This window comes from Maribacter sp. HTCC2170 (assembly GCF_000153165.2).
Classification (GTDB): Bacteria; Bacteroidota; Bacteroidia; order Flavobacteriales; family Flavobacteriaceae; genus Maribacter_A.
This window is the reverse complement of sequence record NC_014472.1, coordinates 1,062,923-1,077,194: the sequence shown is the minus strand read 5'-3', so window position 1 is coordinate 1,077,194 and position 14,272 is coordinate 1,062,923. Positions and strand designations below refer to the sequence as shown.

Genomic DNA, 14,272 nt, shown 5'->3' with positions numbered 1-14,272 from the left:
TGTTGTTCAATTTAATTGTTTTGTTATTGCAATATATGATTTTGGCGTAATACCCGTATACTTTTTAAAAGAGGTGGAAAAATATTGAGATGAGCCATAACCAAGGTCAAAAGCAACTTGGGTGATTGAGGGTTTAATTAAAAGATCCGCTTTAGCTCTTTCTATTTTCAAACGGTTAATATATTCTTTGGGAGGTAAACCTTGCTGCTTTTTGAACCAAGCCTTAAAATAAGGAACCGATAAGTTAATCAAGGATGCTAATTCATCTACAAATATTGGTCTTTCCATTTGGTCATTTATAAAACTGTCGATTTGCTGTAGTCGATATTTGGGGGCGGGTTCCTGTTTGTTTTCTGAAGCGGCTTGGGTTTCGAGCAATAATTGAAGAATAAGCTGATTCGTATTCAATTCTGTCATTATATCTTTGGGTTTGAACAGCTCCTTTTCCAATCGCATTAATATTGACTTTAGTTTAAAGGACCCTTTGAATATAGAATGGGCACTACCGCTTAGTTTTTGAAGTAAAAAGTCTGATTGGTTCTCAGGCAGATAACAAAGTGCTCCCTTTTTTTGTTCTAATGACACCTGAATCCAATATAGCTCACCCTTATCTTCAGGATACATTCCTGTGCTGTGTAAGGTGTCTGGTGCGATTATTAAAATGTCATTGCCTTTTAGTTCGAAGATTTTCTGACCAATTTGGTAGCATTGAACACCTTTAAGAAAATAACAAATTTCAATGATTTTAGGATGAACATGGTTTTTTAAGGCAGGCTTCACATGGTTATATTTATAATGCCCAAATTGAAGACACCTAGGAATACCAAGTTCATCCAGTTTAAAAACTATTCGCTCATTTGTTTGCTTATGCATTGTATTTGTATAAAAAAGTAAGGTACAACAAATTTGAAAGATTTTGGAGTTGAAATGGTCTTATACTTGTGAAACAAAAAATGAAATCCATGAAAAATAAGTTTGTAAGAGATGGTTTTGCATATTTAGAGCAACTGATTCCAGTTACAGAAGTTGAAAGGTTAAGAACAATATATGATATGTTGTTAGGAGACAAGGAACGTACCACTGGTTTGAGGAGTGATTTATCAGGCGGTAATACGCAAGGAGCGACGGTTGAAAAAATCACTCAGATAATGAGGCCGAGTATTTTAGAGCCAGATTTGTTGAATAGTAAGGCTTATGAGGTGGCCACTAAATATGCAAAAGAGTTATTAGGGCAAGACATGGAATTGGATTTTGATATGTTGATCAATAAAGCGCCATTTACAGATACACAAACTCCATGGCATCAAGATGCGGCCTATTGGATTGAATTGCCGGATAAAAGATCTGTTAGTTGTTGGATTGCTTTAGATGATGTTTGCGAGGAGAATGGTTGTATGTGGTTTGTACCTAAAGAAAAGGATTTAACCATCTTGCCACATAAGGCATTACCAAATGGTGGTGCATTGTATTGTGAGCCTTCAGAAAATAATGCAATTTGCGTCCCTTTAAATATGGGTGGATGTTCATTTCATGATGGATTTACATTGCATTTCAGTAAAGGGAATACAACTAAGAATCAAAGAAGAGCTTTAATCCTTAATTTTAGGCCTGAAGAAATGATTGCTTTGGAGCGCAAGCAAGGAATCGACCATACAGGAGCGAGAAAAGTTAGACAGAAATAAAGAAATAAGTGCAAATAAAATTTATATACCCTCGTTGGGGAAGTACAGATATCGAATGGCCCATTTTTTTAGATTTGGTGAAAAAGAATGGTTATGATGGTATTGAAATAGATTTGCCCTTGGAGAAAAAGGCAAGAAATAAAATACTAGACCTACTCAAGGACTTTGATTTAAAATTCATTGGACAACATTGGGAAACTAAGGAAATAGGCTTTAAAGCCCATAAAGAAAAGTACCGAACACATTTATATAATTTGGCCGAAGCAAGTCCACTTCTTATTAATTCGCACACAGGAATGGATTTTTTCTCCTTTGAACAGAATAAGGAACTGCTTATTATAGCAGGGAAAATAGAAGACGAAGTTGGAGTGAAAATAACCCATGAAACACATCGCTCAAGGTTTTCTTTTGCAGCCCATTCTTGCCATGCTTATTTAAAGGAGTTGCCGTTTCTTAAACTCACTGCTGATTTTTCGCATTGGTGCTGCGTAGCTGAAACGTTATTGGAAAATCAAGAAGAAGCGGTCAAAAAAGCTATTGCCCATACACATCATATTCATGCTAGGGTAGGGTCTTCGCAGAGTGCACAGGTAATAGATCCAAGGGATAGTAATTATACTCTTGAACTTGATCAGTTCAAAAAGTGGTGGGTTGCAATGCTTCAAAATGCTAAAAACAATAGAAGTTCATCTATTACCATAACACCGGAATATGGTCCACACCCATATAGTTTATATCACAAAGACACTACAATTCCTTTAGAAAATCAATGGGAGATTAATCAATTCATAAAAAAGGAAATTCTTGAAGCCTGGGAGGCAAAAGAACGGGAGTCTATTTAGAACAAATCTTCTAGCAGTCCATCTTCAACTATATTAGGTAATGTAACCGATAATTCAGGAGTTCGTTCCATTTCGCGTTTTATGGCAAATATTGACTCATTGTTTCTTGCCCAACTTCTTCGTGAAATGCCATTGTTCACATCATAAAAAAGCATATTTTTCAATCGCTTTGAAGCCTCTGCTGAGCCATCTAGAACCATACCAAATCCGCCATTTATGACTTCTCCCCAGCCAACACCTCCGCCATTGTGAATGGATACCCATGTGGCACCGCGAAAACTATCACCTATCACATTGTGTATGGCCATATCGGCAGTGAACTTGCTGCCATCATATATATTACTGGTCTCCCTAAAGGGTGAGTCAGTGCCACTAACATCATGATGGTCGCGCCCAAGAACTACCGGAGCCGTAATTCCACCCTTTTTGACTGCTTGATTAAAGGCTTCCGCTATTTTAGATCTTCCTTCGGCATCTGCGTATAATATTCTTGCTTGCGACCCAACGACTAATTTATTTTGTTCTGCTTCCTGAATCCAGGTGATGTTGTCCTGCATTTGTTGTTGAATTTCTTCTGGGGCTTCCTTCTTTATCTCCTTCATTACTTCGAGAGCAATAGCATCGGTCTTTTGTAAATCCTCTGACTTCCCCGATGTGCACACCCAACGAAAAGGTCCGAAACCATAGTCGAAACACATTGGCCCTAAAATATCTTGAACGTAAGAAGGGTATTTAAAGTCGATATTATTCTTTGCCATTACATCAGCCCCCGCCCTTGATGATTCTAAAAGAAAGGCATTACCGTAATCAAAAAAATATGTTCCTTTGGCAGTGTGCTTGTTAATGGAATTTACTTGTCTGCGCAATGATTCTTGAACCTTTTCCTTGAAAGCTTTGGGGTCATTGCCCATTAAATCATTTGATTCTTCAAAATCCAATCCAACAGGATAATATCCACCTGCCCAAGGATTGTGTAATGACGTTTGATCAGAGCCCAGATGAATGAATATATTTTCAGTATCAAAGCGTTCCCAGACCTCCACAATATTACCCACATAAGCTAAAGAAACAACTTCATTGTTTTGAACAGCTCGGTTGGTTCTCGATACTAATTCATCAATGCTGGTGATTAATTCATCGACCCATCCTTGTTCATGTCTTTTTTTTGCTGCAACTAGATTCACTTCTGCGCAAATAGTAATGCAACCAGCAATGTTTCCAGCCTTGGGTTGTGCACCGCTCATTCCTCCCAATCCTGAGGTTAGGAATATTTTACCTTTCGGTGTTTCATCCTGCTTCAATACTTTTCTGAAAGCATTCATGGCTGTTATGGTTGTGCCATGAACAATACCTTGTGGTCCAATATACATATAGGAACCTGCAGTCATTTGACCGTATTGGGTGACTCCTAAGGCATTGTATTTTTCCCAATCATCAGGTTGTGAATAATTAGGAATCATCATCCCATTAGTGACTACAACTCTTGGAGCTTCTTTTGAAGAAGGAAAAAGTCCCATTGGATGACCAGAATAAATATGCAAGGTCTGCTCCTCGGTCATAGTTCCCAAATATTTCATGGTCAACAGGTACTGGGCCCAGTTCTGGAAAACCGCTCCGTTACCTCCATAGGTAATCAATTCCTCGGGATGTTGTGCAACTGCCGGGTCCAAATTATTTTGGATCATCAACATGATACTTGACGCTTGAGGAGTTTTCGCAGGATACGCATCAATAGGCCTGGCATATATATCATATTCGGGATTGAATCTGTACATATAAATTCGGCCGTAATCTTTAAGTTCTTGTGCAAACTCTTTAGCTAGCTCTGAATGCCATTGTTTTGGGAAATATCTTAAGGCATTGCGAATGGCCAATTTTTTTTCTTCCAAAGAAAGAATGTCCTTTCGGTTGGGGGCATGGCTAACAGATACGGAACGCTCCCTTTTTGGAGGAAGTTCATTTGGAATACCTTGAAGAATTTGGGATTTGAAATTCATTTCACTATTTGTTTGCATCTGGATTTAGTGCTTATGTTTGTTATATACCAGTTCTCCTTTTTTCCAAACCATGCACGGTTTAAAATTACCCTGATTGTATAATATTTCTTTATAGTCGTTTGTGTGGAAAATACTTAGATCGGCTAAAAAACCAGGGTTCAATTGCCCTCTTTCCTTTAGATTTAAGACTGCTGCCGCCCGAAAAGTTATTCCAGCTAATACCTCTGCATTACTCAATTTTTGGAACGTTCCTAAAATTGCAGCTTGGGTCAATAAGTCTCCCATTGGTGCAGAACCAGGGTTGTGGTCACTTGCAATGGCCAATGCTCCACCTTGATCAAGTATTTTTCGGGCAGGAGTAAAAGCACAGCCAAGGCCTAAAGATGCACCAGGTAAGGCTATTGAAATGACATCACTTTTTGCCAATAATGAAATTTCAGCATTCGTACTTGCTTCCAAGTGGTCGGCACTTATTGCCATGAAATTTACCGCAACTTTACTCCCTCCAGTAGAAAATTGATCAGCATGAACCGTAATATCAAACCCTAATTCATGTGCTTTTTTAAAATAGGGCTCAATTAATTCAGCAGTGAAGGCTCCTTCTTCGATAAAAGCATCTACTCTAGTGGCTAAATTTTCAGTCTTTAATTTTGGAAGTAGTTCAGAAGCCATTTCTGCTAAATAGTCCGATGGACTTCCTTCGTAATCCTTGGGGAACATATGAGCCGCTAAACACGTACTGATCAAATCTGTAGAAAGTGATGCATTGGCTTCTTTAATCGCGTAAAGCATTTTTAGCTCTTCGGGAATGGAAAGTCCGTAACCGCTCTTAACTTCAATAGTTGTCACTCCGTTAGATAAGTGTCTTTTGGCTCTCTTAACTATGCCCTTAATTAATTCTTCCTTTGTAGCCTTTCTTGTTTGGGTAACTGTATCCCAAATTCCGCCACCAGCTTTTGATATTTCTAGATAAGTTTTACCTGAATTTCGCATGGCATAATCATTGGCCCTAGATCCGCCAAAACAAATATGGGTATGTGCATCTACAAAACCAGGTAAGCAGGTGTGGTCTCCATTAAGTTTATGTATTTCAACATTATGTAATTCAGCTGATCGCAGCAATTCTTCATAGGTGCCAATTGAATGTATATGACCGTCTTGGACTAAAATCCCACCATCTTTTATAATTGTTAATTGTGAATCTTTGATTGCACCTTTCAGTGAAAGGCCGGTCATGGGAATTATTTGTTTAAAAGGACCTATTAGTTTCATGCTAATTGACTTAATTATGAGATGATTTTCCTCTTAGGAGAAAATAGCGAAAAAATTTAGTTTTAAAATACTTCAAATTCGTTTGAGTAGGGCGTTTTGAATGATATCTTTTTTTCTTTCTTGGTTTTATTGATGACATTGATAATGGTTCTGTTGCGAATCATTTCTATGCCAATCTCGATATCATTAGCGAATACCCTGTCTTTATCGGCAAAAGCGACTTTTGTTCTAACTACTTTATGAACTTCATCTAAAAGAAGTCCCGATTTCATGGGTTTTCTGAACTCAAATGCCTGAGAAGCGGTTAACAATTCAATAGCCAGTATTTTCTCTACATTTTCAATTACCTGCAAAGCTTTGCGACCTCCAATAGAACCCATACTCACATGGTCTTCCTGACCCAAAGAAGTGGGAATGCTGTCAGCACTTGACGGAAAACAAAGCCCTTTGTTCTCACTGGCTAATGCCGCCGTCGTATATTGAAGAATCATATAGCCGGAATTGATTCCGGTATCTTCCATCAGGAGTTTAGGTACACCAGGGCTATTCCCCTCTAGTGCCAAATAAATTCTTCGGTCAGAAATATTGCCGACTTCAGAAGCGGCCAAACAAGCATAATCCAATGCCATTGCCAAGGGTTGTCCATGAAAACTGCCACCACTAATGGTCAAATCTTCATCAATGATAATTGGATTGTCGGTTACTGAATTCAGTTCAACTTCCAACAATTCTTTCAAATGTAGCCATGCATTACGTGAAGCTCCATGCACTTGGGGCATACAGCGCAGGGAATAAGGGTCTTGAACACGTTCACAATCGGCATGATCTTCCATTATTTGTGAACCTTTCAATAGTCTTTTAATCCGTTTGGCAACGTGTATATTTCCTTTAAAGGGTCGTAAGGCATGCAGTTCATTGTAAAATGGCTTAATTGATCCTTGCAGTCCTTCAATCATCATTGCGCCTATAATATCTGCTTGTGAAAGGCAATAGTGTAATTTCTCTACCACTTTTACTGCGTGGGCTGCAATAAACTGAGTACCGTTTATAAGCGCCAAACCTTCTTTAGGACCTAGTTCAAGAGGCGTGAGTCCAGTTTTTTTGAATAATTCGGCAGCATTGATTATTTCTCCCTGAAATTCTACTTTCCCCAGTCCAATTAAAGGTAAAAACAAATGTGATAAAGGAGCCAAATCACCGGAGGCTCCAACAGAACCTTGAGATGGCACCACAGGTATCGCGTTATTCTCAATATGCCAAATAATGCGGTCTAAGGTTGCTTCAGAAATACCAGAAAAGCCTTTTGCCAAAGAGTGTAATTTCAAGATGAGCATTAGTTTGGCGATTTCCTTGGCAATAGGTTTTCCTACCCCCACACTATGGCTTTGTAAAATATTAGACTGGAGTATTTGTGTCTCTTCTTTTGAAATCTTGGTTGTACAGAGTGGCCCAAAACCTGTGTTTATTCCATAAACCGGATGCCCCTGCTCAACAATGTTGTGTACAACTTGGCAGCTTGCCCTAACTTTTTTTCTTGAAGATTCGGAAAGTTCAATGCTGGTTTTGCCATTTGCTAAGGCAACCGCCGTACTTGAGGTAAGCCAATCTTCACCGAACTTGAATGTTTTAGGCACTGAAATCATTGAAAATGTTTTTGTGAAATAAATTTAATGCATAAGTTTGATAATTACCAATACCAATTAAATCAACAATCAATAACCATGGGTTATCAATTGGAATTACGACATTTTAATTATTTTTTGGCAGTAGCTGAAGAATTGCATTTCAGAAAGGCGGCAGAGAAGCTCTTTATTTCACAGCCAGGATTGAGTAGGCAGATTAAACAAATGGAAGAGATTTTAGATACCAATCTGTTTGTCAGGAATAAAAAAAAGGTTTCGCTTACTCCGGCTGGGGAATACTTAAAATCGGAGCTAGAATTCATTTTAAACCATTTGGAAGTGACCAAAAAGCAATTAAAACTTATTGGCGAAGGAAGTCTTGGTGAAATACGAATTGGTTTTTTGGGTTCTGCCATGCAAAATGTAATTCCAGACCTTTTGGTCGAATTGAAGAAGAACTTTGATGGCATACAAACGAACTTGGAAGAATTATCGAACAGCGCCCAAGTAAATGCAGTATTAAAAGACAAATTGGATGTTGGTTTTGTGCGTTTGGCAAGAGTACCAAAAGGGTTGGAATTACAACCCGTTTTTAAAGATACTTTTTCCGTGGTATTGCCAAAAAATCACCTACTCACCAATAAATCATTTAAGGGGATTCATCAACTTTCAGATGAAAGTTTCATCCTTTTCTCACAGGACTATAGTCCATTGTATTATGATACGGTAATGAGTATTTGTGAAGATGCGGGTTTTACCCCAAAGATTTCTCATAAATCTGTACACGCACAAACGATTTTTAAGCTGGTTGAAAACAAAATGGGAATCGCAATAGTGCCAACTTCTTTACAATATGGATTTCAGTTAGATGTTAAGTTTATTGAACTTAAGCGAATTCCACAGTGGGCTGTATTGTCGGTTATTTGGAAAACAGATAATCGAAACCCCGCCTTGCAACATTGTATAGATTTGCTTTTGCCTGGAAAATAACGCAGACCTGTTAGTTAAAATAAGGGAACAATACTCCCTTATAATCCCAGGCCTTGGAGATAAACAGGCCTAAAAAGACTATGGTCACCATAAATTTTAGAAACGTTCCTGTTAAGAACCCAATAAAAGAACCAAATGCCGCTTTAGTAGCTGTTTTTTTGTCGGCCTTATTCATTAATTCACCAACCAATGCCCCAACAAAAGGCCAAATAATGATTCCAAAAGGCCCTAGAATAGGAAAAAATAGTGCCACCAATAATCCAATTGTTGTACCTAACATTCCGGCCTTAGTGCCACCAAATTTTTTAGTGCCCACTGCGGGAATAATATAATCCAACGCGAAGACCGTCAGTGCGATTGCCAAGGTGATTCCCAGAAACACCCAATCATCAGGAACTGCTTTTGTCAAATACAAGAGCAAAAGCCCAATCCAACTAACAGTCGGGCCTGGTAAAACAGGCAGAAAACTACCCAATATTCCTATTAACATTAATATGAACCCAAAAATGAGCAAAGCAATATCCATGAAACCTATTTAATCCCCTTTAGGGGTCTTTATTGTTTGACGAAGATAGCTGGTTAATGTTACATATGGACTCATAATTATGTTCGCTGCAAATTATTCAACTAAAAGATTAGTTTAAACTAATTATATAGTTATATTTGTTATATGATTCAACTAAAAAGTTAGTTACAAGATGAAACAATTGACTAAAGCCGAGGAAGAGGTAATGCAGATTTTATGGCAATTACAACGATGCAATGTGGCATCAATTATCAATGAATTACCTGAGCCCAAACCGGCGTATAATACAGTTTCAACCATTGTTAGAATTTTGGAAAGCAAGGGGTTTGTGGATCACGAACAAGAAGGGAAAGGGTATTTGTACTTTCCGTTGGTGCAAAAATCGGATTATAGCAATCAATCAATAAATAAATTGGTTGATGGGTATTTTCAAGGGTCATTCAAGAGTATGGTTTCTTTTTTTATGAAAAAGAACGATATGAATCTTTCTGAATTGGAGTCTATTATGAAAGAAATCGAAAAAGACGAAATATGATACAGTATATAATAGAGTTTATTGGTTTCCAATTGGTTTTTCTGATTGTCTATGATTTTTTTCTTAGAAGAGAGACATTTTTTCAATGGAATAGGCTGTACTTGATCGGCACACATGTGCTGTCTTTGTTTTTGCCGTGGTTGAAGATAGAGGCTTTCAGAACAGAGATTCCCATTGAATATTATTTGTATCCAGAGTTTCTTTGGAATATCCAGAATGAGCCAATTTCTTTGGGTACAGATAGTAAATCCGTTATTTCCCTATCATGGCAAGAGAGTGTTTTTGTGTTGGGTGTTTTAATTGGATTGGGTTTATTCATATATAAAATGGCGAAGCTATATCAACTTCGCAAAAACGGAGAGATCCAGTTTTTTTCTGAGTATACACAAATAGTTGTGGCGAACAGTAATTTGGCATTTTCATTTTTCAAATCCATTTTTCTGGGAGATCAGGTAATCAAAGATGAGCATGATAAAATAATTCAACACGAGCTTGTACATATAAGGCAAAAGCATTCTTTGGATTTAGTGTTCTTCGAATTATTGCGGATTATTTGCTGGTTCAATCCCTTGGTGTATATCTATCAAAGTCGTGTTTCCGAATTGCACGAATTCATTGCTGATGCGCAGGTGGCAAAAGGCAACAAAAAGGAACAATATCAAATGATGCTTTCGCAGGTATTTCAAACCCAACATATATCATTTGTCAATCAATTTTTTAAAACTTCATTAATCAAAAAACGAATAATCATGTTACAAAAAACAAAATCAAAAAAAGTCTGGCAGTTAAAGTACTTATTGTTAATTCCGTTAATGTCAGGAATGTTATTGTATACTTCTTGTAACTATGAAGATAAGAAAGAAGTTGCTGAAAGTGAAGTCACATTATCTGAAAAAATTTCCAAATTAAAGGAAGAAATTGAAGCAAAAGGTTCTTTGACGGATGAGGAAAAAGGACAATTGGCACTTTTGATATATAAAACATACCCCAAAGATATTGGTGGAATTTCTGGTGAGGAAGGAAGTATTGAATATAGTGGAGTTCCATTTGCAATAGTCGATGAAGTTCCTGTATTTCCAGGATGTGAAGACGCAAATGATAAAATTGAATGTTTCAATACCAATTTAGTTAACCATATTAAGAAGCATTTTAGTTATCCAATAAAAGCGCAGGAACTCGGTATTCAAGGCAGAGTAAATATCTTGTTTTCTATTGCTTCAAATGGAATGATAAACAACATTAAAACTAAAGGACCAAATGAACTGTTAGAAGAAGAAGCCAAACGAATTATTGGCAAATTACCTAGAATGACACCTGGTAAACATAAAGGTAAAGTGGTCCATGTCCCATTTTCGATACCTATCTCATTTAAACTACAATAATTTAAGATATTGAAGAAAGCACTGATTTTATTGCTCCTTATCATTACTAAGACCGAAGCCCAAACTCCGGAAATGGCTGTTGCAGATAGTTTATATGCTACAGCCAACTATACAAAAGCTATCAACCATTATGCTCAGGCTGGTACTCCAAAATCCAGTTTGCAAATTGCTAGGGCCTATAATGCCATTGGTAATAGCGAAAAAGCCATTGCACAATATCGGGATGTATTGGAAAAGAACCCATCAATGCAAATTGCCCAGTTTGAATTTGGAAAACTATTAGTGAAGACACAAGAGTTTGACGAGGCAAGAAAATTGTTTTCCAACTTGGTAGGCGCTGAGAAAGAGAACCCGGAATATTACTATTACCTAGGTGAGATTTATAGCGAATTAGATCAACCGGCAAGTAGTATTAACGCTTACAAGAATGCGGTTGATAAGGACAGTACACATTTGCGGAGTCTTTTCAGATTGGGAAAAACTTTTGTCGTAAAGCAAGAAAAGAAACAGGCTCTCTTTTATATAGATAAAGGATTGGAGTTTTATCCTGATGATGTGGCGTTGATCAACCTTAAGGCATTGGTCCTGTTTAATGATGCAGCCTACGAAAAAGCCATACCATGGTTTGAACGTGTTCTTGAACTGGGAGAGACAAAAAAGTATGTTTATGAAAAGCTGGCTTATTGTCATTATAAAAACTGGGATTTTGAAAAGGCTAAAACAGCACATCGAATTTTAATTGAGATGAATCCCGAAAATCCTGAAGTTTATTATAATATGGCAGAGACACTGCGCAAAAACAAACAGTTGGATAGTGCCGAGGTTTTTATCAAAAAAGGTATGGATGTCCAAAAACCCATTTTTGCGAAAGGGTATAGTTACTTGGCAGGTTTGGCAAGAGAAAGAAACGATTTAAAGTTGGCTTTTGAATATTATAGACTTGCGCATAAAGAGTATCCCCATAGCGCAATGGGGTATTTTCAAGTTTGCACTGCTGCAGATCGTTATTTTAAAGACCCAAAAGTTAAATTAAAATACTACGAAAGGTATTTTGAATTATATGAAGAAGATAAATCATATTTTTCAGTAGTGGTTTCAAAACGTATAACCGAGTTAAAAGAAAAAATTCATTTTAATACGGATTGATTATACCACAAAAGCAAAATAAAAATAATGAAATCTGTAACGCTCATATTGTTAGTATTAATTGGCTCAACCGTTCATGGACAAATAGTAAATAGGTATAATCTGGATTTTGAACAGTTTGATTCGAAAGAAGGGATGTCTGAAGGTTGGTTCAAGTGGTCGGACTATGAAGTGTTTACCGATACAGTAAGTCATTCAGGAAGGTTTGCGGGAAAAATCATATCTGATAATAAAGGAGTTGAGGGTAGATTAGTATATGTTATACCAGGAAATTATATTGGTAAAACCATTCAACTTGAGGGCTACATGAAAATTAAGAATGTTGAGGGAGGGTTTGCAGGATTATTGATGCGAATCGATGTTGAAAAATTTGGGCTTCATGGTATGAACGGAGGGTTTGAAAACATGCAATATCAAAATATCAAAGGCACAAAAGATTGGAAAAAATATACAATTACACTTCCATATCCCGAAGGGGCTGAACAGATTTATGTTGGGGGAATATTATCAGGTCAAGGCGAAGCCTGGTTTGATGATTTTTCACTTAAAATGGACGGCCAAAATATGCAGATTATGAAAGAGAAAGAGGAAATGATTGCAACAGGGTATTTGGACAATGAATTTGACTTAGGTTCTAAAGTGCAATTTCCTATGCTCAATGAATCTAAATTGACTAATCTCCAGTTATTGGGTAAGATTTGGGGGTTTTTAAAGTACTATCACCCAGAAGTGGGTAAAGGAAACTATAATTGGGATTATGAATTATTTAGAGTATTACCGGAATATTTTGAAGTAAAAACAACTTTGGAAAGGAATCAATTACTATTAAAATGGATTAACAATTATGGTGAATTTCCTCAACATCAAGACAGTAAGAGGGCCTCATCTAATGTTTTACAAAAACCAGATTTAACTTGGATAGATAGCAATGGATTGAATTCAGAATTACAAATACTGCTCAAAGAGATTTATCAGAATAGATTCCAAGGTGAACATTTCTATGTTGGAACATTTCCGAGGATTGGTAATCCTGAATTCAAAAATGAAAAACCGTACTATGAAATGCCTTATCCTGATGAGGGGTTTCGACTTTTAACACTTTTCAAATATTGGAATATTGTTAACTACTTCTCTCCAAATAAGCATTTGACAGACAAGAATTGGGATGAAGTATTAACAGAGTACATTCCAAAATTTATCGATTCCAAAAATGAGTTGGAATACGAGTTGACAACACTAAAGTTGATAGGGGAAATTAGTGATTCTCATGCTAGAATCGGATTAGGAGGTCAAAAAATCAATGACCTAAGAGGAAATTATTATCCACCATTTGAGGTTCGGTTTATTCAAGGTAAATTGGTTGTCACGAATTATCACAATCCTGAGTTGATAAAAGAATCCGGATTGGAAATTGGAGATGTAATAACACATATTCAGGAAAGGGCGGTGGAGAGTGTTATTGATAGTTTGAAACCATACTATCCGGCATCCAATGATGCTGCAAGAATGAGGGATATTTCTCTTGATATTCTGCGTTCCAGAGAAAAAAATCTTTCTATTGGGTACATTTCGGAAGATAAAAAAATACAAGAAGTGATAAAGCTTTTTCCTAAGGATAGCCTTGACATAGTTAGATGGGATGTAAGTGATGGAAAACCAAGTCATAAATTCATTGATGACAATATTGGTTACATTACTTTGAGGTCTTTAGAAAAAAAGGATATTGAAAATATTAAAACCAAGTTTAGAAACACAAAAGGTATAATTATAGACATTCGCAATTACCCAAATACTTTTGTCCCTTATTCATTAGGGCCCTATTTTGTCTCTTCTACAAGACCTTTTGTTAAACTTACCGCTGCAAATATTGATAACCCCGGGGAAATATGTTTTGTTAAAGAACTGGAAGTTCCTAAATCCAATGATGCATATTCTGGTAAGTTAATTGTATTGGTTAATGAATATTCCCAAAGTCAGTCAGAATTCACGTGTATGGCCTTGCGAGTTGGAGACAATACAACAATTGTAGGAAGCACTACTGCGGGTGCTGATGGGAATGTTTCCAGTATAAGTTTGCCCGGAGGAATATCAACGCGTATTAGTGGGATGGGAATCTATTATCCAGATGGTACCGAAACACAAAGAGTCGGAATTGAACCTGATGTTGAGAGTAAGCCAACAATACAAGGTATTAAAAATGGAAGGGATGAGGTGTTGGAAAAGGCGATAGAACTTATAAATGAATAATTATCAAGTTTGTTATCAAGTCTCAAAGATA

At 36.9% G+C, this 14,272-nt stretch carries 12 protein-coding genes; 7 read left to right on the top strand and 5 right to left on the bottom strand.

Annotation, left to right across the window (positions count from 1 at the left end; translation table 11 throughout):
• Positions 1 to 6: 6 nt before the first annotated feature.
• Entirely contained in the window at positions 7 to 873 is an 867-nt protein-coding gene (locus tag FB2170_RS04900) for an AraC family transcriptional regulator (RefSeq protein ID WP_013305414.1), read from the bottom strand.
• Positions 874 to 962: 89 nt separating this feature from the next.
• On the opposite strand from FB2170_RS04900, the gene FB2170_RS04895 reads away from it, so the two are divergent.
• Both FB2170_RS04895 and FB2170_RS04890 read left to right on the top strand, forming a co-directional pair.
• Positions 963 to 1,682: a phytanoyl-CoA dioxygenase family protein gene (locus FB2170_RS04895; protein ID WP_148232061.1), complete on the top strand. Its 720-nt coding sequence runs from the start codon at positions 963 to 965 to the stop codon at positions 1,680 to 1,682.
• An 8-nt stretch (positions 1,683 to 1,690) separates the two neighbouring features.
• Positions 1,691 to 2,524: a sugar phosphate isomerase/epimerase family protein gene (locus tag FB2170_RS04890; protein WP_013305412.1), complete on the top strand. Its 834-nt coding sequence runs from the start codon at positions 1,691 to 1,693 to the stop codon at positions 2,522 to 2,524.
• On the opposite strand, the gene FB2170_RS04885 is transcribed toward FB2170_RS04890, so the two are convergent.
• The 3 genes from FB2170_RS04885 to hutH all read right to left on the bottom strand — a co-directional run bounded on the left by FB2170_RS04885 (position 2,521) and on the right by hutH (position 7,436).
• Positions 2,521 to 4,521, bottom strand: a complete 2,001-nt coding sequence (locus FB2170_RS04885; RefSeq protein ID WP_041633048.1) for a urocanate hydratase — start codon at positions 4,519 to 4,521, stop codon at positions 2,521 to 2,523. The two genes, FB2170_RS04890 and FB2170_RS04885, sit on opposite strands and share 4 nt — an antisense overlap.
• Positions 4,522 to 4,545: 24 nt before the next feature.
• Positions 4,546 to 5,793, bottom strand: a complete 1,248-nt coding sequence (gene hutI / locus FB2170_RS04880) for an imidazolonepropionase (protein WP_013305410.1) — start codon at positions 5,791 to 5,793, stop codon at positions 4,546 to 4,548.
• A gap of 62 nt (positions 5,794 to 5,855) precedes the next feature.
• Positions 5,856 to 7,436, bottom strand: a complete 1,581-nt coding sequence (hutH, locus tag FB2170_RS04875) for a histidine ammonia-lyase (protein ID WP_013305409.1) — start codon at positions 7,434 to 7,436, stop codon at positions 5,856 to 5,858.
• Between the two features lie 78 nt (positions 7,437 to 7,514).
• On the opposite strand from hutH, the gene FB2170_RS04870 reads away from it, so the two are divergent.
• Entirely contained in the window at positions 7,515 to 8,405 is an 891-nt protein-coding gene (locus FB2170_RS04870) for a LysR family transcriptional regulator (protein WP_041633047.1), read from the top strand.
• Positions 8,406 to 8,415: 10 nt separating this feature from the next.
• Here FB2170_RS04870 and FB2170_RS04865 read toward each other — a convergent pair whose 3' ends face one another.
• Complete coding sequence (locus FB2170_RS04865) at positions 8,416 to 8,931, bottom strand: DUF456 domain-containing protein (RefSeq protein WP_013305407.1); 516 nt, start codon at positions 8,929 to 8,931, stop codon at positions 8,416 to 8,418.
• Positions 8,932 to 9,103: 172 nt separating this feature from the next.
• On the opposite strand from FB2170_RS04865, the gene FB2170_RS04860 reads away from it, so the two are divergent.
• From FB2170_RS04860 to FB2170_RS04845, 4 genes are read left to right on the top strand one after another with little or no spacing between them, the layout of a single operon-like run.
• Complete coding sequence (locus tag FB2170_RS04860) at positions 9,104 to 9,466, top strand: BlaI/MecI/CopY family transcriptional regulator (protein ID WP_013305406.1); 363 nt, start codon at positions 9,104 to 9,106, stop codon at positions 9,464 to 9,466.
• A complete protein-coding gene (locus FB2170_RS04855) occupies positions 9,463 to 10,848 on the top strand; it encodes a M56 family metallopeptidase (RefSeq protein WP_013305405.1) in 1,386 nt (461 codons plus the stop codon). The genes FB2170_RS04860 and FB2170_RS04855 overlap by 4 nt, the downstream gene beginning before the upstream one ends.
• 9 nt (positions 10,849 to 10,857) lie before the next feature.
• Positions 10,858 to 11,994, top strand: a complete 1,137-nt coding sequence (locus FB2170_RS04850; RefSeq protein ID WP_013305404.1) for a tetratricopeptide repeat protein — start codon at positions 10,858 to 10,860, stop codon at positions 11,992 to 11,994.
• Positions 11,995 to 12,021: 27 nt separating this feature from the next.
• Positions 12,022 to 14,241 carry a S41 family peptidase gene (locus FB2170_RS04845; protein ID WP_013305403.1) on the top strand — a complete coding sequence of 740 codons (2,220 nt, stop codon included), beginning with the start codon at positions 12,022 to 12,024 and terminating at the stop codon, positions 14,239 to 14,241.
• Positions 14,242 to 14,272: the final 31 nt, after the last annotated feature.